The organism is Pseudomonas sp. ZY71 (genome assembly GCF_036542145.1).
Taxonomy (GTDB): Bacteria; Pseudomonadota; Gammaproteobacteria; order Pseudomonadales; family Pseudomonadaceae; genus Aquipseudomonas; species Aquipseudomonas koreensis_A.
Map to the genome: position 1 here is coordinate 1,767,056 of NZ_CP144274.1, position 22,083 is coordinate 1,789,138.

The window sequence follows — 22,083 nt, forward strand, 5'->3', positions numbered from 1 at the left end:
AGGCCGCACGCTCAAGAAAGCGACGCGCAGCGCTGTGACGAACGAGAGGGGAGAGGATGAAGGCAGTTATTTTGGCGGGTGGTCTGGGCACGCGCATCAGTGAAGAGTCGCACCTCAAGCCCAAGCCGATGATCGAGATTGGCGGCAAGCCAATTCTCTGGCACATCATGAAGCAGTACTCCGCCCACGGGATTCACGACTTCGTGATTTGCCTGGGCTACAAGGGGTACGCGATCAAGGATTTCTTCGCCAACTACTTCCTGCACACCTCCGATGTGACCTTCGACATGCGCGAAAACCGCATGGACGTTCATCAGAATTACAGCGAGCCATGGCGTGTGACGCTGATCGATACCGGTGAAGAAACCATGACCGGTGGCCGCCTGGGGCGAGCCGCGCGCTATCTGGAAGATGAGGAAGCCTTCTGCTTCACCTATGGCGACGGCGTTTCCGATTTGAACATCAGCGCGTTGGTCGACTTCCACCTGACTCACGGTAAACTGGCCACCGTCACCGCGGTACAACCGCCGGGTCGCTACGGCGCGCTGGATCGCGAAGGCGACCGGGTGCTGGGTTTCACCGAGAAGCCACGCGGCGACGGAGGCTGGATCAACGGCGGCTTTTTCGTGCTGTCGCCCAAGGTCCTGCCACTGATCGAAGGCGATTCGACCTCTTGGGAATCCGGTCCGCTGGACGGCCTGGCCGCCCGCGGTGAGCTGATGGCGTTTCAGCACGACGGTTTCTGGCAACCCATGGACACCCTGCGCGACAAGAACCACCTCGAAGCCCTGTGGCAGAGCGGGGAGGCCCCATGGAAGCAATGGGACTGAGTGCGGATTTCTGGCGCGGCAAACGCGTTCTCGTCACCGGGCATACCGGTTTCAAAGGCAGCTGGCTGACCCTGTGGCTGCAAAGCCTCGGCGCGCAAGTCAGCGGCTTTTCCCTGGATCCGTCGACCGAGCCGAGCCTGTTCGAACTGGCGCGCGTGCACGAAGGCATCAACGATCAGCGTGGCGATCTGCGAGATCTCGGCGCCTTGCTGGAAATCATCGCCGACACCGAGCCGGAGATCGTTCTGCACCTGGCCGCGCAGCCGTTGGTGCGCGAAGGCTATCGCGATCCGCTCGGCACTTACTCCAGCAACGTCATGGGCACGCTGAACCTGCTCGAAGCGATTCGTCAGGTCGGTTGCGTGCGCGCCTGCGTGCTGGTGACTACCGACAAGGTCTACGCCAACAAGGAATGGCTGTGGCCGTACCGCGAAGACGAAGCCCTCGGTGGACACGATCCTTACAGCAGCAGCAAGGCCTGCTGTGAACTGCTCGCACAATCCTATGCCGCGTCGTTTTTCCCAGCGGACAAGTACGCCGAACACGGTCTGGCCCTGGCCACCGCGCGTGCCGGCAACGTCCTCGGCGGCGGCGATTTTGCCCCTGAGCGACTGATTCCCGACGTGCTCAAAGCCTGGACCGCCGACGAGCCGGTGACCCTGCGCTACCCGCAAGCCGTGCGCCCGTGGCAGCACGCGCTGGAGCCGCTGGCCGGTTATCTGCAACTGGCCGCCGGCCTCTATGAAGAGGGCCCGGAGTACGCCGGGGCGTGGAACTTCGGCCCAGGCGAGGCGGACATGTGCAGCGTTGGCGAAGTGGTCGAACTGCTTGCCAGCCGCTGGCCGCAGGCGCGCGGTCTGCGCATCGAGAAAAGCGAACTGCACGAAGCGGGCCTGTTGCGTCTGGACAGCAGTCGCGCGCGGCAAGTGCTTGGCTGGCAGCCACGCTGGACCTTGCAGGCCTGTCTGACCCAAACCCTCGACTGGCACCTGGCGTGGCAGAACGGCGATGACATGCGCAAGGTCACCCTCGGCCAATTGAACCTGTACCGAGGCGCGCTGTGAGCGAGTTTTCCCTGAAGGCGTTGCCGCTGGCCGGACTGTTCAGCGTTCAGCACAAACGCTTCGAAGATCAGCGCGGGCACTTCGCCCGGCTGTTCTGCGAGGGCAGTCTGAGTGCGTTCGGCAGTGAATTTCATATCCGCCAGATCAACCATTCCTGCACCCGCGAGAAGGGCAGTGTGCGTGGCCTGCATTATCAGAATGGCAACGCCCCGGAAGCGAAACTGATCACCTGCCTGCGCGGTGAAGTGTGGGACGTGGCGGTGGATTTGCGTCCGGATTCCGAAACCTTTTTGCACTGGCACGCCGAGCACCTGAAGGCCGGCGATGGTCGCAGCCTGTTGATCCCGGCCGGGTTCGCCCACGGTTTCCAGACCCTCACCGAAGATGCCGAATTGCTTTACCTGCACAGCGCCGATTACGCACCCGAGCACGAGGGCGGTCTGTCGGTGAATGATCCACGGCTGGCGATTGCCTGGCCGTTGCCTGTCAATAATTTGTCAGCGCGTGACTCCAGCCATCCCGCGCTTGATCAACACTTTGCTGGAGTGCGTCTATGAACTGCCGTGGGTGCGCCGCACCGCTGAGTCTGCCGCTGATCGACCTCGGCACCTCGCCGCCGTCCAACGCCTACGTCCACGCTGATCGCCTGGAGCAGGCCGAGCAGTGGGTGCCGCTGAAAGTCGCGGTGTGCCAGCAATGCTGGCTGGTACAGACCGAGGATTACACCCGCGCCGACAGCCTGTTCGACGCCGAGTACGCTTACTTCAGTTCGTTCTCCAGCACGTGGCTGGCCCATGCCGAGCGCTATGTCGCCGAGATGGTCGAGCGCTTCGGCCTGAGCGCCGACAGCCGCGTGGTGGAAGTCGCTGCCAACGACGGCTACCTGCTGCAATACGTCGCCGCGCGTGGCATCCCGTGCCTGGGTGTCGAGCCGACCCGCAGCACCGCACAGGCAGCGCGGGAAAAAGGTCTGCAGATTCGTGAGCTGTTCTTCGGTCGCGACACCGCCGCGCAGTTGCAAAGCGAGGGCTGGGGCGCTGATCTGATGGCAGCCAACAACGTGCTCGCGCATGTGCCGGACATCAACGATTTCCTCGGCGGTTTCGCGACGCTGCTCAAGCCGACCGGCGTGGCCACGTTCGAATTCCCGCAACTGCTGACGCTGATGGCGGGCGCGCAGTTCGACACGCTCTATCACGAGCACTATTCCTACCTGTCGTTGACGGCCGTGCAGACCCTGTGCGAGCGCAATGGTCTGGAAGTGTTCGACGTCAGCCAGCTACCGACGCACGGCGGCTCGCTGCGGGTGTTCGTGCAGCGCAAGGACGGCCAGCGTCGCCCGGTGCAAGCGGCGGTGCAGCAGCAACTGCAGGCCGAACTCGCTGCCGGGGTGAAAACCGCTGAGTACTACGCCTCGCTCGCCCCTGCGGCAGAAAGCATCAAGCATCAATTGCTGCGCTTTCTGTTACAGGCCAAGGCTGAAGGCAAGCGTGTGGTCGGTTATGGCGCTGCCGCGAAGGGCAACACCTTGCTCAATTACGCTGGGGTCAAAGCGGATTTGCTGGCCTGGGTGGCCGATGCCAACCCGCACAAGCAGGGCAAGTTCCTGCCGGGCAGCCGCATCCCGATTGTTGCGCCTGAGCGGATTGCCCAGGAGCAGCCGGACTACATTCTGGTGTTGCCGTGGAACCTGTTGAGCGAAGTGACGCAGCAACTGTCTGCGGCCAAGGCATGGGGCGCACGTTTTGTCGTCGCCGTTCCGGAGTTGAGCATTCAATGAGCAGAATTCATTACACCAAACCCAGCGTTGGCGAACTCGAAGCGCAGTACGTCCTGGACGCCGTGCAGAACGGTTGGGGCGCACGTTGCTACGAATACCTGACACGTTTCGAGCACGGCTTTGCCGAGCATCTGGGCGCCACCTACGCCATCGCCACTTCCAGTTGCACCGGTGCGCTGCACATGGGCATGGCCGCGCTGGGTGTCGGCGCTGGCGACGAAGTGATCCTGGCCAACACCAACTGGATTGCCTCGGCGGCACCGATCACTTACCTGGGCGCCACGCCGGTGTTTGTCGATGTACTGGCGGACAGCTGGTGCCTGGATCCGCAGCTTGTCAGAAAGGCGATCACTCCGCGCACCAAGGCGATTCTTGCGGTGCATCTGTACGGCAATCTGTGTGACATGGACGCGCTGCTCGCCATCGGTCGCGAGTTCGGCATCCCGGTGATCGAAGACGCGGCGGAAGCCATCGGCTCGCAATGGCGCGGCAAGGCTGCCGGTTCGCTGGGGGCTTTTGGCGCTTTTTCGTTTCATGGCACCAAGACCATGACCACCGGTGAGGGCGGCATGTTCGTCACCTCGGACAAGGCCTTGTATGAGCGGGTTCTGACCCTGTCCAACCATGGGCGTGTGGCGGGTTGCAGCAAACAGTTCTGGCCGGAGTTTGTCGGTTTCAAATACAAGATGAGCAACCTGCAGGCTGCGGTCGGTTGTGCCCAGGTCGAGCGAATCGACGAGTTGATCGAGCGCAAACGGGCGATTTTTGCCCACTACGCGCGAGCGCTCGAAGGCGTAGCGGGTGTGTCGCTCAATCCCGAACCGGCCCATGGCCGCAATGGCTACTGGATGCCGACCGTGGTGTTCGATGCCGATACCGGTATCCATCGCGAGCAAATGATCGCCGCCTTCCAGGCCGCCGACATCGACGCGCGGGTGTTTTTCTGGCCGCTGTCGTCGCTGCCGATGCTCAGCGCATACGCGGTCGACACGCCGCTGGCGTTTGCCTTGCCGGAGCGTGCCTTCAACCTGCCGAGCTATCACGACATGACCGACGCCGATCAGCAGCGTGTGGTGCAAGTGGTGCTGGATCTGCTGGCTCGCGGGCACACAGTGTGAAGCTGTATCTGCTGGGGGCCGCCAACCCGGAAGCGGTGCGCATGCTGCACGCCGTCAAGCGCAGCTCGCCGAACGTCGAATTCGCCTTCCTCGACAACGATCCGCGCAAGCACGGCACGCTGTTTCATGGGGTGCCGGTGCTTGGTGGTTGCGAACTTGTCGGCGAGCTCAATGGCGAGGACGTGCGCTTCGTCAATCTGATCACTGGCAGTACCCGGTTACGCTACGAAACCACCTGTCAGTTGGTGGATGCCGGTGCGTGCCTTGGTCAGTTCGTTCATCCGGGTATCGACCTGAGCATGATCCGCATGGGGCAGGGCAGTTATCTGCAGGAAGGCGTGCTGATGCAGGCTGAAGTGACACTGGGCGACAACACCAGCATCAGCGCCGGCAGTGTCGTGGGGCATGAAGGGCGGATCGGCCACTCGGTGTTCATGGCGCCGGGTGTGTGTATCGCCGGTTGCGTGGAAATCGGCGACGGGACCTTTATCGGCACCAACGCCACGATCCTGCCGCGCCTGCGCATCGGTCGCTGGGTAACCATCGGTGCCGGTGCGGTAGTGACCAAAGATGTTCCGGATTTTTCGGTCGTGGTGGGCAATCCCGCCAGGATCATCAAGACCAATGCAGTGCCTTACCCGGATGCCAGGGTGTTCAGGTAGGCCGTTTCCCGAATTTTTGGAGAGTTGCAATGAATCCGCATGAACAGTTTCGCGAAGAAGTAAAAGCCAACATCGAAGGCCTGCAGAAAGACAAGGCCTTGCAGACCGAGTCTCTGGACTGGGTCGGCACCACGGCCAAGCACAAGTACACCTACAACTTCAGCTGGATGGGCCGGCCGATCATTCAGTTCCCGCAGGACATGGTCGCGATGCAGGAAATCATCTGGAACCTGCGTCCGGACGTGATCGTCGAGACGGGTATCGCGCACGGCGGTTCGCTGGTGTTCTACGCCTCGATCCTGGAACTGATCGGGCATGGCGAAGTACTGGGCATCGACATCGATATTCGCGAGCACAACCGCGAAGCCATCGAAGCGCACCCGATGTTCAAACGCATCAGCATGATCCAGGGTTCGAGCATCGATAACGCCATCGTCGATCAGGTGCGCGAGCGCGTGCAGGGCAAAAAAGTGCTGGTGGTGCTGGACTCCAACCACACCCACGAGCATGTCCTCGAAGAACTGCGTCTGTATGCACCTTTGGTTTCGGTGGACAGCTATTGCGTGGTCATGGACACCGTGGTCGAAGACATGCCGGCCGATGCGTTCCCGGATCGTCCGTGGGGCAAGGGTGACAACCCGAAAACCGCGGTGTGGGCTTACCTGGAAGAGAATCGCGATTTCGAGATCGATCAGGCGATTCACAGCAAATTGCTGATCACAGTCGCGCCGGATGGTTATCTGCGTCGCGTGCGTTAATCGACACAACAACGATGAGTTTTCGGCGACGCGCCGTTTGTGGGGAATATATGCAAGGCAAGAACACTTCAGGAACCGATCTGGCACTCAACGAACAGTTGACCGTCGTGCTGATCTCCCACGAACGCCCGGCGTTTTTGCGTAGAGCCATTCGCTTCTACAGCAGTTTGCCGTGCAGGATTCTGGTGCTGGATTCGTCGGCGGTGGCGCTGACGGGCATCCCTGCCGAATTCACCCACGTGGATTATCAGCACTTGCCGCAGTTCGGCTACTGGGGGATTCGCGCCAAGCTGGCTTACGGTGTCGAGCAGCTGCAAACGCCTTACATGGTGTTTGCCGCCGACGACGACTTCCTGGTGCATGATGCCCTGCACGAAGCCGTGGCATTCATGGAGGCCAACCCCGATTACAGCCTGTGCCACGGCTACAGCCTGATGTATCTGGCATTCGCCAACAGCGTCAATTACTTCCGGCGGGACAAGAAAGTCTGCGAAGACTACTCCGCCGATCAGGCCGAGGAGCGTCTGCTCGATTACATGCATCAGTACCTGCCGCCGTTCTATGCCGTGCAGCGTACGGCGATCTTGCGCGACTGGTACGCAGCCATGCCGCAAGACACGATCTTCCAGTGGCAGGAAGTCGGTCACACCTTTTACATGCTGGCCCGGGGCAAGGTGCGGATTCTGCCGATTCCTTATGTCGTGCGCGAAATCAACTATGGCCAGTCCGATCACAACACCGAGATTTATCACACGCTGGCCTATATGGACGCCAAGAGCGTGGCCGGACGTGAAGCGTTTGCCGAATTCCTCGCAGGGTTGCCGACCCAGCTCCAGCATCAGGATCCACAGCAGGGCAAACAGTTTGCTCTGAAGAGTTTTGCCACGCTGGCCGACAGCCTGAAGAACTATCGGGCACTCACCGCCGAGTTGATTTTCGAGTCGACCTGGGTCGATATCGCGACGGACCCGCAGCGTCGGTTCGGTCCGAAGCAATACGTGGAAATGCCGTTCTACAATCAGGTGTTTTTCGATCAACTGACGCAATTCGAGTTTCTGTTGCACGCGATGCCTGCCGGACGCGTTCAGCTCCAGGAACTGGAAGGTATCTGGGCTCGCCAGCAGAGCCTGATGCTGGCACGCAACAATGACACCCCGCAAAGCGTGCTCGACCGCTTGTGGCAGGCACACGACGCCAACGTGTTCAATCGCGCGGTGATCAAGCAACTGATCGCGCAATTGCAACCGCTGGACGAGGAAGACGACGTGCCCGTCCTGCGCGACTGGGTCGCGCGTCTGGACACGGTGTTGCTCGAAGGTCATCAGCCGACATTCGCCAGGATGCTCACCGGCCGACTGCTCGAGTGGCTCGCTGCACGTGAGCCGGATACCGAGCAGGCCGCGGCGATTGCCGGTCACCTGGCAGACAATGCCGGTGGTCCGCAGTTCGGCATTTTCCTGCTCGATCTGGATAACGACATCGACAAGTTGCAGATCACCCTGGACAGCTTGCTCGAAGGTCACAGCAAAGCCTTCAAGGTTGTGGTCTTCACCACGGGCGAACCGCCGGCGGCAACCACTGCACAAAATACCCTGCACTTTGTGCGCGTGACCCAAAGCAACTTCGTCGACAAGCTCAACCAGAGCGTTAATCAGTCGACCAGCGACTGGTTGCTGCTGGCTGAGGCGGGTGAAGAATTCACGGCTGCCGGCCTGCTGCGGGCCAGTCTCGAACTGATGGCTGCGCCGGGTGTGCGTGCGGTTGCCACGGATGAGATCCAGCGCCAGGAAAATGGTGCGCTGGTGGATATGTTCCGCCCGGGCTTCAATCTCGATCTGCTGCAGAGCGTTCCGTCACTGATGGCCCGGCACTGGTTGATTCGTCGTGAAGTGCTGACGGGGCTCGGCGGTTATCAGGCCGATTTCAGCAAGGCGCTGGAACTGGATGTGCTGCTGCGCATCATCGAGCAGAGCGGCCTCGATGGCCTCGCCCATCTCGATGAACCATTGCTGATTACCCGGGCGCCGGAGCTGGCAGAAAATCCTCACGAGCGTCAGGCGCTGCTGCGGCACTTGGGCAATCGTGGTTACAAGGCTCAAGTCACCTCGACGCAGCCTGGCACCTGGCAGATCGACTATCGCCATGTCGAGCGGCCGCTGGTCTCGGTGATCGTGCCCGCTGGCGACGATCTTGGCGCATTGCAACGTTGCCTGGATGGCGTGCTGCTCAGAACCCGTTACACCCGCTATGAGTTGCTGGTGGCGGTCAACCCGAATCAGTCGGCCGAGATCAATGACTGGCTGGGAACGCTGCATAACGCCAAAGTGCGGGTGCTGCATGCTGATCGTCCGCTTGACCCCGTGGCGCTGTACAACGCGGCCAGCCAAGAGGCGCAGGGCGAATATCTGGTGCTGCTGGCCACCGACAGTGAAGTGGTCAACCCGAACTGGATCGAGTCGTTGCTCAATCACGCGCAGCGTCCTGAGGTCGGCATCGTTGGTGCCAAACTGGTGGACCGCGACGGTAAGATCGCCCAGGCAGGTTTGATTCTCGGGCTGAACGACGGTGTGGCTTCGGCCTTCATCGGCGAGAAACACACTAACGCGGGTTACATGCAGCGCCTGACGGTCGAGCAGAACTATTCGGCGGTGTCGAGGGTGTGCCTGATGGTGCGCAAAGAATTGTTCAACGCACTGGGTGGCCTGGACGAAGTGACCTTCGCCGACGGCTTCAGTGACGTTGATCTGTGTCTCAAGGCCGGGCAGGCCGGTTACCTCACCGTGTGGACGCCGCTGGTGCAGGTGTTGCACACCGGCGAGTTGCCGCAAACCCCTGAAGCATTGGCTGCATTGCGTGAGAAGTGGAGCGCGGCTTTTGCCCAGGATCCGGCGTACAACGCCAACCTGGCGCTGACCGGCAAAGGTTTTACCCTGGGCGAAAGTGCCCCGATCAATTGGGCGCAATTGCTCGGCTAAGCCTGGCGAACAGGACACAGGAATTCAGACATGTTCAACGGTAAATCGATTTTCATCTCCGGCGGCACCGGCTCGTTCGGGCGCAAATTCATCGCCCGACTGCTGGAGCAATACCAGCCCAAACGCGTGGTGGTGTTCTCCCGTGACGAGCTGAAACAGTACGAGATGCAGCAGACGTTCAATGCGCCGTGCATGCGTTACTTCATCGGTGACGTGCGCGATGCTGACCGCTTGCGGCAGGCCATGCGCGGCATTGACTACGTGGTGCATGCCGCCGCGTTGAAGCAGGTGCCGGCAGCGGAATACAACCCGACTGAATGCATCCGTACCAACGTCAACGGCGCGGAAAACATCATTGCCGCCGCCATCGACAACGGCGTGAAGAAAGTCGTGGCACTGTCGACCGACAAGGCGGCCAGCCCGATCAACCTGTACGGCGCGACCAAGTTGCTCTCGGACAAGTTGTTCGTCGCCGCCAACAACATTGCCGGCGAGCAGCAAACCCGTTTTGCCGTGGTGCGCTACGGCAACGTGGCGGGCTCGCGTGGCTCGGTGGTGCCGTTCTTCAGCAAGCTGATTACTGACGGCGCTACGGAGTTGCCGATCACCGACGAGCGCATGACGCGGTTCTGGATCACCCTCGACCATGGCGTGCAATTTGTCCTCGACAGCTTCGCGCGCATGCACGGTGGTGAAGTGTTCGTGCCGAAAATTCCGTCGATCCGCATCGTCGATCTGGCGCGGGGCATGGCCGAGCATCTGCCGCACAAGAACGTCGGCATTCGTCCCGGCGAGAAGCTGCATGAATTGATGGTGCCGCTGGACGATGCGCGGATGACCCTTGAGTTTGAGGATCACTACACCATCCAGCCATCGATCCGCTTTACCAGCGTCGATGTCGATTTTGCCGTCGACAATCTTGGCGAGCAGGGGCGTGCCGTGAGCGAAGATTTCGAATACCGCTCCGACACCAACCCGCAATTCCTCTCGGTCGGACAGATCACTGACCTGCACGCGAAGCTCTCGGTATGATTCCCTACGGTCGGCAAAGCCTCGATCAGGCAGACATCGATGCGGTTGTCGAGGTGCTGCAATCAGACTGGCTGACCCAAGGGCCGACCATCGAGCGCTTCGAGCAAGCGATGGCCGAACGGTGCCAGGCGGACTTCGCCGTCGCGGTGTGCAACGCCACGGCGGCGCTGCACATCGCCTGCCTGGCCGCGGGCCTGGGGCCGGGCGATCGTTTGTGGACAACGCCGAACACCTTTCTCGCCTCGGCCAATTGCGGGCGTTATTGCGGCGCCGAGGTCGATTTCGTCGATATCGATCCGCTGACCTGGAACCTCGATGCCTTCGCCCTAGAAGCGAAACTCGATCAGGCCGAACAGGACGGCAACCTGCCGAAAGTGTTGGTGGCGGTGGCGTTCTCCGGGCAGAGCTGCGACATGCGCCGCATTGCGCAACTGGCCGAGCGCTACAACTTCACCGTGATCGAAGATGCTTCTCACGCGGTCGGTGCGTCGTACGCGGGACGCCCGGTGGGGTGCGGCGAGTTTGCGGCGATGACGGTGTTCAGCTTTCACCCGGTGAAGATCATCACCAGCGCTGAAGGCGGCATGGTGTTGACCAATCGCCCGCAACTGGCTGAGCGCCTGCAGCGTTTGCGCAGCCACGGCATGACCCGTGATGCGCAGCAGATGACCGAGCCGAGCCACGGCCCGTGGTATTACCAGCAGATCGAGCTGGGCTTCAATTACCGCATCACTGATTTGCAGGCGGCGTTGGGCCTGTCGCAACTCGGCAAACTGGACGATTTCATCGCCCGTCGCCGCGAACTGGCGGCACGCTACGAACGCTTGCTGGCGTACTTGCCAGTGACGTTGCCCAGCCTTCAGCCGGAGGCAGAATCAGCTTGGCACCTGTACGTGATTCGCTTGCAGACTGATCGCATCAGTCTCAGTCACCGGCAGGTCTTCGAAGGCTTGCGCGCGGCGGGCATCGGCGTGAACCTGCACTATATTCCCGTGCATCTGCAGCCGTACTATCGCGACCTGGGCTTCGCCGAGGGCGACTTCCCCGAAGCCGAGCGTTATTACGCTGAGGCGATCAGCCTGCCGATGTTCCCGCTGCTGAGCGATGAACAACAGGATTACGTGGTCGAGCAATTGCGTCGGCTGACCGAATAATTGCCGCTGCGGCGATGGATGGGTATCTGCAATGCGTGATCTGAGTGAGCAGGAAAAATTCTGGCAGGGCGATTTCGGTAACCAATACGTTGAGCGCAATATCGGTCAGCCGCTGGTGGCCGCCAGTCTGGCGATGTTCGCCAAGGCCCTGAGTCGCGCCGGGCGCATCGACAGTGTGGTGGAACTGGGCACCAATGCCGGTAACAACCTGCAAGCGTTGCATCAACTGTTGCCGCAAAGTGAACTGTTCGGCGTCGAGATCAATGAAAGCGCCTGCGTTCAGGCCCGGGCGCTGGGCATTGCGCAGATCTGGCAGGGCTCGTTGTTCGACTTTCCCCGCGAGCGAACCTACGATTTGAGCCTGAGCAAAGGCGTGCTGATTCATCTGGCGCCGGAGTTGCTGGCGACTGCGTACGCGCAGTTGTATGCGCTGAGCCGGCGTTACATTCTGATCGCCGAGTACTACAACCCGGCACCGGTGGAAGTGCCTTATCGCGGCAACAGCGGCAAGCTGTTCAAACGCGATTTCGCTGGCGAGATGCTCGATCGCTATGCCGATCTGCACCTGCTCGATTATGGTTTCGTCTATCACCGCGATCCGCAATTCCCGGCGGACGACATCACTTGGTTCCTGCTGGAAAAACGCCCTTGAGCAACGTCGCAATCATCCCGGCCCGTGGCGGCAGCAAACGCATCCCGCGCAAGAATCTTGCGCTGTTTGACGGTGTGCCGATGATTGTCCGTTCGATTCGCACCGCGCTCGACTCCGGGTTGTTCGATCAGGTGGTGGTCAGCACCGACGATGCCGAGATTGCCGACGTTGCGCGAGCGCACGGTGCGCAGGTGCCGTTTATGCGCCCGGCGGCGCTGGCCGATGATTTCACCGGTACCGCAGCGGTGATCGTGCACGCCCTGCAGCAATTGCCTGGCTTTGATTACGCCTGTTGTGTGTATGCCACGGCGCCGCTGTTGCAGGCACGTTATCTGCGCCAGGGCATCGAGTTGCTGGAGCAACGTCCAGACAAGTCATTCACGTTCTCCGTGTGCGGTTTTGGTTTTCCGGTGCAGCGCGCACTGACGCTGGATGCGCAGGGCGCCTTGACGGCGTTGTATCCCGAATTTCGCAACACCCGTTCGCAGGATCTGCGCGAAGCGTTTCAGGACGCCGGCCAGTTTTACTGGGGGCGCAGTGACGCATGGTTGCGTGGCGAAGTGCTCTATTCGCCAGCCAGTCTGCCGGTGATTCTGCCCCGACATCTGGTGCAGGACATCGACACCCTTGAAGACTGGAAACGCGCCGAATATCTGTACGCCGCGCTCAAGGCCGGTGGAGAGCTGCAATGAGAGTGCTGATTCGTGCCGACGCCTCGCCAACCATCGGCAGCGGCCACATTGCCCGCTGTCTGACGCTGGCGCGAGTGTTGCGCGGGCAGGGCAGCCACGTCGCGTTTGCCTGCCGCTGTCTGCCGGGGCATCGCCTTGCTGCCTTGCGCGCCGAGGGCTTCGAGACTTTTGCGCTGCCTGAGCGCTATGCCGCGGAAGACCCACAGCAGGCCATCGAATCGATGCTGCCGTGGCAGGCTGACATCGACGCGTTGGCGGCGGTGCTCGAGGGGCGCGCCGAATTCGACTGGGTCATCGTCGATCACTACGGCCTCGATCACCAATGGCAAACGGCTGCTCGACAGTGGGCGCCACGGATTGCGGCAGTGGATGATCTTGCTACGCGGCGCTACAGCGTCGATCTGCTGCTCAATCAGAATCTCTCGGGCCTGCACGAAAATTATCGGCCGCTGTTGCCGGCAGGGTGTCGCACCTTGCTCGGCCCACGCTATGCCATGCTGCGCGAAGAATTCCGCTGCCCGGCCATCGAGATCAAACCCTCGGCGCGAAGGGTATTGGTCAATTTCGGCGGTTTCGATGCCGCGCGGCAAACCCATCACGCGATGCTCGCGCTGGCGGATTTTCCCGAGTTGCAGGTGGACTTCGTCGCTGGCGCCGATAACCCGGCATGGGCGCAGATGCAGGCCTTGTCCGAGACACGGCCGAACTGGCGTCTGCACACTTTTGTCAGCGACTTCTACCAGCGCATGACCGAGGCTGATCTGTTTATCGGCGCCGGGGGCGGCACCAGTTGGGAGCGGGCGGCGATGGGGCTGCCGACGATCTGTATTGCCGTGTCGAACAATCAGCAGGCCAACGGCGAAGTCATGGCGGCAGCAGGCGCGCATGTGTTCATGGGCGCCCGTGAACAGGTCAGTGTCGAGCAATTGCGCGACGCTATCGGTTTTGTCACCGGCAATCGTTATTTGCGCCAGAGCCTGGCCGAACGCTCGCGACGACTGGTCGACGGGCGCGGTGCCGAGCGAGTTGCGGTGGCACTGGCCGGTGCGGTGCTCAAGGTGCGCGCGGCGACCCTGGACGATGCGCAGTTACTGTTCGATGGACGTAATGCCGAAACGGTACGGCGCTGGTCGCTGGACGGCGGCGTGATCGACTGGCCGCAGCACCTGAACTGGTTGACGGCGAGTTTGCGCAATCCGCAGCGCCTGTTGTTGATCGCCGAGGCGGACGACGGCGCGGTCGGCGTTGTGCGTTATGACCTGCGCGGGTTTGAAGCCGAAGTCTCGATCTACCTGCTTGAAGGGCGGATGGGCCTGGGGTGGGGCAGGGCGCTGTTGGCCCATGGTGAGGCGTTTGTTGCTACGCACTGGCCGCAACTGCAGGTCATCACCGCTCAGGTGTTGCCGGACAATCGTCCCTCGTTGAATGTGTTTCGTGACGCCGGGTTCACTCAGAGTGCCTGTGCGTTCACCCGTGTTTTGAAGGATCACCCGCATGACTAGTTTCAAGATCGGCAACCGCTTGATCGGCGCCGACGCGCCGCCATTCATCATTGCCGAGATGAGCGGCAACCATAACCAGTCGCTGGACGTCGCCCTGCAAATTGTCGAGGCAGCGGCCAAGGCCGGGGCGCATGCCTTGAAACTGCAAACCTATACCGCTGAAACCATGACGCTGGATCTGGCTGAAGGCGAGTTCTTCATCAAGGATCCGGGCAGTCTGTGGGCCGGCACTTCGCTTTATGATCTGTATGAAAAGGCCCATACGCCGTGGGAATGGCATGCGCCGATTTTTGCCCGAGCGAAAGAGCTGGGCATGCTCGCGTTTTCCACGCCGTTCGATGACAGCGCCGTGGACTTTCTCGAAAGCCTCGATGTGCCGGCCTACAAGATCGCCAGTTTTGAAAACACCGATCTGCCGCTGATCCGTCGCGTCGCGGCCACCGGCAAACCACTGATCATCTCCACCGGCATGGCCAGCATCGCTGAGCTGGATGAAGCCGTGCGCGCTGCCCGCGAGGCGGGGTGCAAGGATCTGGTGCTGCTCAAATGTACCAGCACCTATCCGGCGACACCGCTCAACAGCAACGTGCGCACGATCGCGCATCTGCGTGAGTTGTTCGGCTGCGAAGTGGGGCTGTCGGATCACTCGATGGGCGTCGGTGTGTCCGTAGCTGCCGTGGCACTCGGCGCGACGGTGGTGGAAAAACACTTCACCCTCGACCGTTCAGCAGGTGGCGTCGATGCGAGCTTCTCGCTGGAACCAGCGGAAATGGCCAGTCTGGTGGTGGAAACCGAGCGCGCCTGGCAAGCCATGGGCCAGGTGCATTACGGCGTCACAGAGGCTGAGCGCAAGTCGCTGGTCTATCGCCGCTCGCTGTACGTCACCGCCGATATGGCGGCCGGTGACACCTTTACCGGGGACAATCTGCGCGCCATTCGCCCCGGTCTCGGTCTGCCGCCCAAGCACACCGACGCCGTCCTCGGCCGCCGCGCGCGCGCGCCGATCAAGCGTGGCACGCCGCTGGACTGGTCGTTGGTCGAATAAGCCGATCTGCACCGATTCGGCAAAATAGCGTGACCTGCGAGTCATAACGCGCATCTTCACTGTATTGTATTGATCGGGGAGATGGCGCCTGGCTCGTTTTCGATTCCAGTGATAGCCCTTTGCGCTCCCCGTGGCTGCCCGTTGTGGCGGCCGTTTTCTGTTTGTCGGCGCCCCTCGAAATCCTTGCGAGCGGTGGTCTTGGGCTGTTTTTTATTGGGAAGCCGTAATGATTGGCATAAAAAGCATTGCGAGCTACGTTCCTGTAGCCGGCGTGGACAATTACGCACAAGGTGCAAAATTCGAGAAGGATGAAGAATTCATCCTTGGCAAGATCGGCTCGGCGTTCCTGCCGCGCAAAGACGCTGAACAAGAAACTTCCGATCTGTGCGTGGAAGCGGCCAATGCGCTGTTTGCCAGTAACCCTGATCTAAAGCGTGAATCGATCGATGCACTGATCGTCGTCACCCAGAACGGTGATGAAGAAGGCCTGCCGCATACCGCCGCGATCGTGCAGGACAAACTCGGTCTGCCGACCAACGTGGCGGCGTTCGACATTTCCCTGGGCTGTTCCGGTTATGTCTACGGCATCTACGCGATCAAGGGTTTCATGGAAGCCGCCGGCCTGAAGAACGGCCTGCTGATCACCGCTGACCCGTATTCGAAAATCGTCGACCCGGAAGACCGCAACACCACCATGCTGTTCGGCGATGCCGCGACCGCTACGTGGATGGGCGAAGATCCGGTCTGGGCGCTGGGCAAGGCCAAGTTCGGCACTGACGGCTCCGGTGCGCCGCACTTGAAAGTCACCGATGGCGTGTTCTTCATGAACGGTCGTCAGGTGTTCAACTTTGCGTTGCTGAAAGTCCCGGCACACTTGCATGAGTTGCTCGATGATTCTGGTCTGAAGGCCGATGACATCGATGCCTTCTGCATTCACCAGGGCAGCGCGGCAATTGTCGACGCCGTGGCGCGGCGCTTCGAAGGCGAGCCGGAGAAGTTCATCAAGGACATGGTCGAGACCGGCAATACCGTGTCGTCGAGCATTCCGTTGCTGCTGGAAAAACACGTCATCGATTCCGATTGGCAGCGTATTGCGCTGAGCGGTTTTGGTGTCGGTCTGTCGTGGGGCTCGGCGATCATCTACCGCCCTTGAGCCAGAGCAAAAACGGCGGATACAAAAATAGCGTTCAAGGTTAACCTTGAACGCTATTTTTTTGCCTGTAAGGGAGCGCGAGGCGCCATGAGCGAGTTTTTCCAAGCCAATGCCGAGGTGTTGCAGCGGCGCTGGCCGGCGCTGTTTGCACGATTGCTGGCTGAAGACACTTCGGTCATTCACGCCGAGCTGGTGCAAGGCCTGGGCTCTACGCTGAGTGTCGACGGGATTCAACTGACCAGTCGTCACGACCGGATCCACGAGGCCCGGGTCCAGGCAGCCAGCCTGGCGGAAAAACCTCGGTTGCACGTCTACGGCACCGGCCTTGGCGACCTGCCGTCGGTGTTGCTGGAACGCGCGGCACTTGAGCGGTTGTACGTGCACATCCTCAACGGTGCCTTGTTTGCCCTGGTTCTGCAGTTGCTCGATCAGCGGCAATGGCTTGAAGACCCCAGAGTCGAGCTGATGTATGCCGGCGATCATGCAGATATCTACACGCCGTTTTTTGCGCTGCCCGCGGAAATGCTCCTGGCCGATGACTTCAGCGCGAAGATTCGTGATCGGCTGGTCAATGAGGTTCACCTGAGTTTCAACAATCGCGAGTTCGATCCGCAATTGCCGGCGATCCAGCAGCGCTTGCGCGATAGCCTGGAGGTGCTGCTTGCCGATGATGACGTGGCGCAATTGTTTGACACCTGCATCGGCCGCGAAATCTATGTGATCGGCACCGGGCCGAGCCTGGAAGGCCATTTTGAACGACTGGCGGCGGTCCGCGCTCAGGCCGAGCGGCCGCTGTTCATTTGTGTCGACACGGCTTATCGGCCTTTGCGTCAGCACGGGATCATCCCCGATCTGGTGGTGACGATCGATCGATTGATCAGCTTTCGGCACTTGCCTTTCGAGGAGTCGGACGGCATCCCGCTGGTGTACCTGCCCATGAGCTCGCCGACGGTGTTGAAGGCCTGGAAGGGCAAACGCTATGGTGCCTATACCGCCAGCCCCGTCTACGCCATGTTGCGTCAGCAACACCCACGAGCCGAATTGAATGCCGGCGGCAGCGTGATTCACCCCGCCGTGGATCTGGCGGTGAAAATGGGCGGCACGCGCATCACGCTGTTCGGCGCCGACTTTGCCTTCCCGATGAACAAGACACATGCCGGCTGGGACGATGGCGATCTGGGGCCAGCGCTGGAGCAGGCTCGGCACTGGGTGCGTGACGGCAATGGCGAACGTGTCCGGACGCAGTTGAATTTTCGTGGCTACCTGTGCGTGCTGGAGCGTTATATCGCGTTGCATCCAGAAGTCAGCTTCCTTAACAGCAGTCGGGCGGGCGCGATGATCGTGGGCACACAATTCAATCCGGAGTTTGTGCAATGAGTGCGCAAGTGAATTGCATCAGCGCCTGCCGGCAATGTGCGGGATTGTTTCGTTTGGGCCGTGATGTCGAAGCGGCGCTGACCATGGTCGATGTGTTCGATGAGGCGCAGCAGTTTTTTTCGCTCGCCCGTGAGGATGTCCAGCAGTCGTGGGCACAGGTGCTGACACACATCCTGGCGTGTCAGGAACGCCAGGATTGGCTGGGGCTCGCCGATTTCATCGAGTATGAGCTGATTGAATTGCTGGACGGTGCGCAGCGCTGAGGGCGGGGGGCGACCGCTCTGGCACAAGGGTTGTTGGTATGGGCAGTTTTATGGCGTCATTTTTTCGTGGGCGGGGTGCGCTAAGCCCTTGTTTTTTTGGGAGTGGCAGGGTGATGGCAAATTTTTTTCAAAAAGCCCTCAAGCAACCTGCAAACCCGACGATAACTATTACGAAGGTTCTCTAGGCCATACCCGGCGGTTGCCAGGGCCGGAAGCCGCAGTACCCAACCAACGAGGAATTCGTCATGGCTTTAACAGTAAACACCAACACCACGTCGTTGAACGTTCAGAAAAACCTGAACCGCGCTTCCGACGCTCTGTCGACTTCGATGCAGCGCCTGTCTTCCGGCCTGAAAATCAACAGCGCTAAAGACGACGCCGCTGGCCTGCAGATCGCTACCCGTATGACTTCCCAGATCCGTGGTGGCAACCAGGCGATCCAGAACGCCAACGACGGTATCTCCGTTGCTCAGACCGCTGAAGGCGCTCTGCAAGCTTCGACCGACATTCTGCAGCGTATGCGTGAACTGGCTGTTAAAGCCCGTACCGGTACCAACGGCAGCATCGACCAGAAAGCAACGAACGACGAATTCGCCCAGATGTCGGACGAACTGACCCGTATCTCTGCTTCCACCAACCTGAACGGCAAAAACCTGCTGGACGGTTCGGCTGGTACTGTGACCCTGCAAGTGGGCGCAAACACCGGTTCGGCTAACCACATCGACCTGGTACTGAGCTCCAAGTTCGACGCCGTCAGCCTGTCCGTAGGTAGCGGTACTGTAGTTCTGACCGGTGCAAGCGTATCGGGCGCTGCTGCCAACATCGACAACGCAATCACCGCGATCGACGCTGCAATTGCCGCGATCAACAGCACTCGTTCGAGCCTGGGTGCTTCGCAAAACCGTCTGACCAGCACCATCTCCAACCTGCAGAACATCGTTGAGAACACCACCGCTGCTCAGGGTCGTGTACAAGACACCGACTTCGCCGCAGAAACTGCTAACCTGACCAAGCAGCAAACTCTGCAGCAGGCTTCGACCTCCGTTCTGGCTCAAGCCAACCAACTGCCTTCCGCTGTACTGAAGCTGCTTCAGTAATATCGGAACAAGTTTGGGCGGGAGGGTGCGCTGGTCGTGCTCTCTCGCCTTTTTACGTTAGGAGGTGATGAGCATGGACATGAGCGTCAAGCTTAACCAGTCTTATCCGGCTCCCAAGCCAGTAGCGCCGGTTGCTGACAAACCGTCAGAAACGCCTAAGGTTGCCAAGACTGAAGCTCCGGCCACTGCCAAGAGTCAGGATACGGACGATGCCAAGTTGAAGCTGGCCGTGCAGGAGATCGAGAAGTTTGTTCAATCGATCAAGCGCAATCTGGAGTTCTCTATCGACGAGCATTCCGGCAAGGTCATCGTCAAGGTGATCGCAAGCGAGACGGGTGAGGTCGTTCGACAGATTCCCTCCGCAGAAGCTCTCAAGCTGGCAGACAGCCTGGCCAATGCAAGCCACGTGTTGTTCGACGCCAAAGTCTGATAGCTGGCATGAATAATGTTTGTCCATTCTCAGGACGCGGGTAACGGTCAAAAGAATGGCAACAATCTGAAGGGAGATGCAAATGGCAAGTCCAATTCTACCGGGTTCCGGACTGGGTTCCGGCCTGGACATCGGTGCGATCGTCACTGCGCTGGTCAACGCCGACAAGGCGCCGAAGCAGACGCAGATCGATACGGCGACCAAAGCCAATACGCTGAAGATTTCCGGCGTCGGTTCGCTGAAGAGTGCATTGACCACGTTCCAGACGGCGATGACCAATCTGGGCAGCAAGACCAATCCTGCCTTTGCCGGCTTCACCGCGACTTCGAGCAATACCAATCTGAGCGCGACGTCCGACAGCACCGCAGTGACGGGCAATTACAACGTCGTTGTCAGTCAATTGGCCACTGGCTCGAAAATCGCCAGCGCCTCTTTCGCCGGCGGTGCCGCCAGTGCCATTCCGAGTGGTACCCTGAAAATCAGTCAGAATGGCACTGATTACAATGTCGACATTCCGGCAAATGCCACGTTGCAAACCACCCGCGACGCCATCAACAAGGCTCAGGGCGCCAACGGGATTTCCGCCAACATCGTGACCGACAGCTCCGGTTCGTCGCGCCTGGTGATCAGTTCGAGCAAGACCGGCGAAGGTTCTGACCTCAAAGTCAGCGGTATAGCCGGTCTGGAAATCGATGGCACCCAGAAGATGGGCGCTAGCCCGGCTGCAGGCGCTTCAGGCGCTGTCAACGACGTTGCGGGAAACGCCAAGCTGACCATCGACGGCCTTGAAGTCACCAGCAAAAGCAATACGGTGACCGGCGCAATCAGTGGCTTGACCCTGAACCTGACGACGGTCAGTCCTGTCGTGGGTAATGCTGCGACGCCGACTGTGGTCAGCGTGGACGCCAACACCAAAGGCCTGCAGACATCGATTCAGTCGTTCGTCGACGCTTACAACACGTTGAAGACCACCATCGATACGCTGTCCAAGGCGACGCCGGATGCCGATGGCAAGCTGACCGTGCAAGCGGCGTTCACCGGCGACGCGATGCCGCGCGCACTGATTGCCGATATTCGTGAACAGTTGACGGCAACAGGCGCTGGCGGCCCGTTGTCGGTGCTGTCGCAGTTGGGTGTGATGACCGACCGCGACACCGGTAACCTGAAGTTCGATACCGCTGCTTTCACCAAAACCATGGCGCAGCCAGGCATGACCGGCCAGGTTCAGCAGTTGTTTACCGGCACCGACGACACCAATGGTCTGCTGACGCGCATGAGCAAGGTGGTTGATCCGTATCTCAAGCCGCCAGCGGGTAGCATTAACGGCGTCGGCTTGCTTGATCAGCGCATGGCCATTCTCACTAAAAACACCAGAAACCTGACCGACCAGCAAGCGGCGCTGGATTTGCGTGTCGAGAACCTGACCAAGACGTTGACTGCCAAGTACAACGCCATGGACTTGCTGGTAGGCCAGATGAAGGCGACGGCGAGTAACATCACGTCGTTCTTCAGCTCGCTGAACGCTCAGCAGTCCGCGAAGTAACAGACAGGCACGACAAAAACCCGGCTACGCTTTATCGGCGTGTGCCGGGTTTTTGTCTTTTTGATCTAAAGTTCTCTGATTCGTTGGCGATACACTGGTTATACGAGTCAATGTGGCAATGAGGTAGAACATGAATCCGATGTTAGCCCTTCGGCAATACCAGAAAGTCGGCGCACATGCACAGACGTCCGAAGCGAGCCCGCACCGCCTGGTGCAAATGTTGATGGAAGGTGGCCTGGGGCGTATCGCTGAGGCCAAGGGCGCGATTGAGCGCAAGGACATTGCTGCCAAGTGCACGGCCATCAGCAAGGCCGTGGGCATCATTGGTGGCTTGTGTGAAGGTCTGGATCTGGAAAACAGCGCCGATTCGGTTGCTGAGCTCAACCAGCTCTACATCTACATGATGAAGCGACTGGCTGAGGCCAACATCAAGAGTGATCCGAAGATTCTCGACGAAGTTGCCGGGCTGCTGCGCACCGTGAAGGAAGGTTGGGACGGCATTGCTCCGCCAGGCCCCCAGTTTTAAGGAGATCACCATGAGTCTTGTATTGCAGCGAATCGCCGATACCCGTGAAGCGTTGGTCACTGCGCTGGCCGAACGCAATTGGGAAGCCATTGGCGAGCTGGATCTGGCTTGCCGTTCCTGCATGGAAGACGTCATGGCTGAAGCTGCACTGGATGAAGACGCGTTGCGCAACAATCTTGAGGAGTTGCTCCACGTCTACAAGGAGCTTCTTGAGGTGGCGATGGGTGAGCGGCAGGCGATAGCCAACGAGATGTCGCAGATCACCCAAGCGCAAAAGGCGGCAAAGGTTTACCATCTGTTTGGTTAATTAACCTCCAGTTAATCCAGACATGTGCGCCATAAATTTGACTGTGCACGGTTTTTTGACTTAACTAGTGGCTGTTTTCAGATTTCAGGCGTCTACAGGCACATGGTGTCCTGCAAGCGTCTC

General features: G+C 60.1%; 22 protein-coding genes. All 22 read left to right on the forward strand.

Annotated features, from left to right (window positions below; translation table 11 throughout):
• Positions 1–56: 56 nt before the first annotated feature.
• The 22 genes from rfbF to VY732_RS07915 all read left to right on the forward strand — a co-directional run bounded on the left by rfbF (position 57) and on the right by VY732_RS07915 (position 21,960).
• Positions 57–830 carry a glucose-1-phosphate cytidylyltransferase gene (rfbF, locus tag VY732_RS07810; RefSeq protein ID WP_077571633.1) on the forward strand — a complete coding sequence of 258 codons (774 nt, stop codon included), beginning with the start codon at positions 57–59 and terminating at the stop codon, positions 828–830.
• Positions 812–1,894, forward strand: coding sequence for a CDP-glucose 4,6-dehydratase (gene rfbG / locus VY732_RS07815; RefSeq protein ID WP_331695137.1), 1,083 nt, complete (start codon positions 812–814; stop codon positions 1,892–1,894). The genes rfbF and rfbG overlap by 19 nt, the downstream gene beginning before the upstream one ends.
• Positions 1,891–2,451 (forward strand): dTDP-4-dehydrorhamnose 3,5-epimerase family protein, encoded by a 561-nt coding sequence (locus VY732_RS07820; RefSeq protein ID WP_116033117.1) that lies wholly within the window; start codon positions 1,891–1,893, stop codon positions 2,449–2,451. Before rfbG ends, VY732_RS07820 begins: the two co-directional genes overlap by 4 nt.
• Positions 2,448–3,674, forward strand: coding sequence for a class I SAM-dependent methyltransferase (locus VY732_RS07825; RefSeq protein ID WP_077571636.1), 1,227 nt, complete (start codon positions 2,448–2,450; stop codon positions 3,672–3,674). Before VY732_RS07820 ends, VY732_RS07825 begins: the two co-directional genes overlap by 4 nt.
• A complete protein-coding gene (locus tag VY732_RS07830) occupies positions 3,671–4,792 on the forward strand; it encodes a DegT/DnrJ/EryC1/StrS family aminotransferase (RefSeq protein ID WP_331695138.1) in 1,122 nt (373 codons plus the stop codon). Before VY732_RS07825 ends, VY732_RS07830 begins: the two co-directional genes overlap by 4 nt.
• Positions 4,789–5,454 (forward strand): acetyltransferase, encoded by a 666-nt coding sequence (locus VY732_RS07835; RefSeq protein WP_077571638.1) that lies wholly within the window; start codon positions 4,789–4,791, stop codon positions 5,452–5,454. The genes VY732_RS07830 and VY732_RS07835 overlap by 4 nt, the downstream gene beginning before the upstream one ends.
• Before the next feature lie 29 nt (positions 5,455–5,483).
• Complete coding sequence (locus VY732_RS07840; RefSeq protein WP_077571639.1) at positions 5,484–6,212, forward strand: cephalosporin hydroxylase family protein; 729 nt, start codon at positions 5,484–5,486, stop codon at positions 6,210–6,212.
• Between the two features lie 50 nt (positions 6,213–6,262).
• Positions 6,263–9,187 (forward strand): glycosyltransferase family 2 protein, encoded by a 2,925-nt coding sequence (locus VY732_RS07845; RefSeq protein WP_331695139.1) that lies wholly within the window; start codon positions 6,263–6,265, stop codon positions 9,185–9,187.
• A gap of 30 nt (positions 9,188–9,217) precedes the next feature.
• Entirely contained in the window at positions 9,218–10,219 is a 1,002-nt protein-coding gene (pseB, locus tag VY732_RS07850; RefSeq protein WP_331695140.1) for a UDP-N-acetylglucosamine 4,6-dehydratase (inverting), read from the forward strand.
• On the forward strand, positions 10,216–11,373 hold the full coding sequence (gene pseC / locus VY732_RS07855; RefSeq protein WP_077571642.1) for a UDP-4-amino-4,6-dideoxy-N-acetyl-beta-L-altrosamine transaminase: 1,158 nt from the start codon (positions 10,216–10,218) through the stop codon (positions 11,371–11,373). The genes pseB and pseC overlap by 4 nt, the downstream gene beginning before the upstream one ends.
• Before the next feature lie 31 nt (positions 11,374–11,404).
• Positions 11,405–12,025, forward strand: a complete 621-nt coding sequence (locus tag VY732_RS07860; RefSeq protein ID WP_331695141.1) for a pseudaminic acid biosynthesis-associated methylase — start codon at positions 11,405–11,407, stop codon at positions 12,023–12,025.
• Positions 12,022–12,717: a pseudaminic acid cytidylyltransferase gene (gene pseF, locus VY732_RS07865; RefSeq protein ID WP_331695142.1), complete on the forward strand. Its 696-nt coding sequence runs from the start codon at positions 12,022–12,024 to the stop codon at positions 12,715–12,717. The genes VY732_RS07860 and pseF overlap by 4 nt, the downstream gene beginning before the upstream one ends.
• Positions 12,714–14,219, forward strand: a complete 1,506-nt coding sequence (pseG, locus tag VY732_RS07870) for a UDP-2,4-diacetamido-2,4,6-trideoxy-beta-L-altropyranose hydrolase (protein WP_331695143.1) — start codon at positions 12,714–12,716, stop codon at positions 14,217–14,219. The genes pseF and pseG overlap by 4 nt, the downstream gene beginning before the upstream one ends.
• Positions 14,212–15,264: a pseudaminic acid synthase gene (gene pseI, locus VY732_RS07875; protein WP_150692181.1), complete on the forward strand. Its 1,053-nt coding sequence runs from the start codon at positions 14,212–14,214 to the stop codon at positions 15,262–15,264. Before pseG ends, pseI begins: the two co-directional genes overlap by 8 nt.
• A gap of 226 nt (positions 15,265–15,490) precedes the next feature.
• Positions 15,491–16,417 carry a ketoacyl-ACP synthase III gene (locus VY732_RS07880; RefSeq protein WP_212622702.1) on the forward strand — a complete coding sequence of 309 codons (927 nt, stop codon included), beginning with the start codon at positions 15,491–15,493 and terminating at the stop codon, positions 16,415–16,417.
• Positions 16,418–16,504: 87 nt separating this feature from the next.
• Positions 16,505–17,794: a motility associated factor glycosyltransferase family protein gene (locus VY732_RS07885; protein ID WP_331695144.1), complete on the forward strand. Its 1,290-nt coding sequence runs from the start codon at positions 16,505–16,507 to the stop codon at positions 17,792–17,794.
• Positions 17,791–18,057, forward strand: coding sequence for a hypothetical protein (locus VY732_RS07890; RefSeq protein WP_116033149.1), 267 nt, complete (start codon positions 17,791–17,793; stop codon positions 18,055–18,057). The genes VY732_RS07885 and VY732_RS07890 overlap by 4 nt, the downstream gene beginning before the upstream one ends.
• 245 nt (positions 18,058–18,302) lie before the next feature.
• The gene (locus VY732_RS07895) at positions 18,303–19,154 is read left to right on the forward strand and encodes a flagellin domain-containing protein (RefSeq protein WP_077571650.1); all 852 of its coding nucleotides are present in this window, start codon (positions 18,303–18,305) and stop codon (positions 19,152–19,154) included.
• A gap of 73 nt (positions 19,155–19,227) precedes the next feature.
• Positions 19,228–19,584 carry a flagellar protein FlaG gene (locus VY732_RS07900; RefSeq protein ID WP_077571651.1) on the forward strand — a complete coding sequence of 119 codons (357 nt, stop codon included), beginning with the start codon at positions 19,228–19,230 and terminating at the stop codon, positions 19,582–19,584.
• A gap of 82 nt (positions 19,585–19,666) precedes the next feature.
• Positions 19,667–21,127, forward strand: a complete 1,461-nt coding sequence (fliD, locus tag VY732_RS07905) for a flagellar filament capping protein FliD (protein WP_077571652.1) — start codon at positions 19,667–19,669, stop codon at positions 21,125–21,127.
• A 130-nt stretch (positions 21,128–21,257) separates the two neighbouring features.
• Entirely contained in the window at positions 21,258–21,653 is a 396-nt protein-coding gene (gene fliS, locus VY732_RS07910; RefSeq protein ID WP_064119541.1) for a flagellar export chaperone FliS, read from the forward strand.
• Between the two features lie 10 nt (positions 21,654–21,663).
• Positions 21,664–21,960: a hypothetical protein gene (locus VY732_RS07915; protein ID WP_007920054.1), complete on the forward strand. Its 297-nt coding sequence runs from the start codon at positions 21,664–21,666 to the stop codon at positions 21,958–21,960.
• The last annotated feature ends 123 nt before the right edge of the window (positions 21,961–22,083 follow it).

Bases quoted from the DNA above. Each gene is read 5' to 3' on its own strand.
- pseB (WP_331695140.1), top strand. From the start codon at position 9,218: ATGTTCAACGGTAAATCGATTTTCATCTCCGGCGGCACCGGCTCGTTC.
- VY732_RS07830 (WP_331695138.1), top strand. From the start codon at position 3,671: ATGAGCAGAATTCATTACACCAAACCCAGCGTTGGCGAACTCGAAGCG.
- VY732_RS07840 (WP_077571639.1), top strand. From the start codon at position 5,484: ATGAATCCGCATGAACAGTTTCGCGAAGAAGTAAAAGCCAACATCGAA.
- fliS (WP_064119541.1), top strand. From the start codon at position 21,258: ATGAATCCGATGTTAGCCCTTCGGCAATACCAGAAAGTCGGCGCACAT.
- rfbG (WP_331695137.1), top strand. From the start codon at position 812: ATGGAAGCAATGGGACTGAGTGCGGATTTCTGGCGCGGCAAACGCGTT.
- VY732_RS07900 (WP_077571651.1), top strand. From the start codon at position 19,228: ATGGACATGAGCGTCAAGCTTAACCAGTCTTATCCGGCTCCCAAGCCA.
- VY732_RS07885 (WP_331695144.1), top strand. From the start codon at position 16,505: ATGAGCGAGTTTTTCCAAGCCAATGCCGAGGTGTTGCAGCGGCGCTGG.
- VY732_RS07825 (WP_077571636.1), top strand. From the start codon at position 2,448: ATGAACTGCCGTGGGTGCGCCGCACCGCTGAGTCTGCCGCTGATCGAC.
- fliD (WP_077571652.1), top strand. From the start codon at position 19,667: ATGGCAAGTCCAATTCTACCGGGTTCCGGACTGGGTTCCGGCCTGGAC.
- VY732_RS07890 (WP_116033149.1), top strand. From the start codon at position 17,791: ATGAGTGCGCAAGTGAATTGCATCAGCGCCTGCCGGCAATGTGCGGGA.
- pseI (WP_150692181.1), top strand. From the start codon at position 14,212: ATGACTAGTTTCAAGATCGGCAACCGCTTGATCGGCGCCGACGCGCCG.
- VY732_RS07860 (WP_331695141.1), top strand. From the start codon at position 11,405: ATGCGTGATCTGAGTGAGCAGGAAAAATTCTGGCAGGGCGATTTCGGT.
- VY732_RS07895 (WP_077571650.1), top strand. From the start codon at position 18,303: ATGGCTTTAACAGTAAACACCAACACCACGTCGTTGAACGTTCAGAAA.
- VY732_RS07845 (WP_331695139.1), top strand. From the start codon at position 6,263: ATGCAAGGCAAGAACACTTCAGGAACCGATCTGGCACTCAACGAACAG.
- pseG (WP_331695143.1), top strand. From the start codon at position 12,714: ATGAGAGTGCTGATTCGTGCCGACGCCTCGCCAACCATCGGCAGCGGC.
- pseC (WP_077571642.1), top strand. From the start codon at position 10,216: ATGATTCCCTACGGTCGGCAAAGCCTCGATCAGGCAGACATCGATGCG.
- VY732_RS07915 (WP_007920054.1), top strand. From the start codon at position 21,664: ATGAGTCTTGTATTGCAGCGAATCGCCGATACCCGTGAAGCGTTGGTC.
- rfbF (WP_077571633.1), top strand. From the start codon at position 57: ATGAAGGCAGTTATTTTGGCGGGTGGTCTGGGCACGCGCATCAGTGAA.
- VY732_RS07880 (WP_212622702.1), top strand. From the start codon at position 15,491: ATGATTGGCATAAAAAGCATTGCGAGCTACGTTCCTGTAGCCGGCGTG.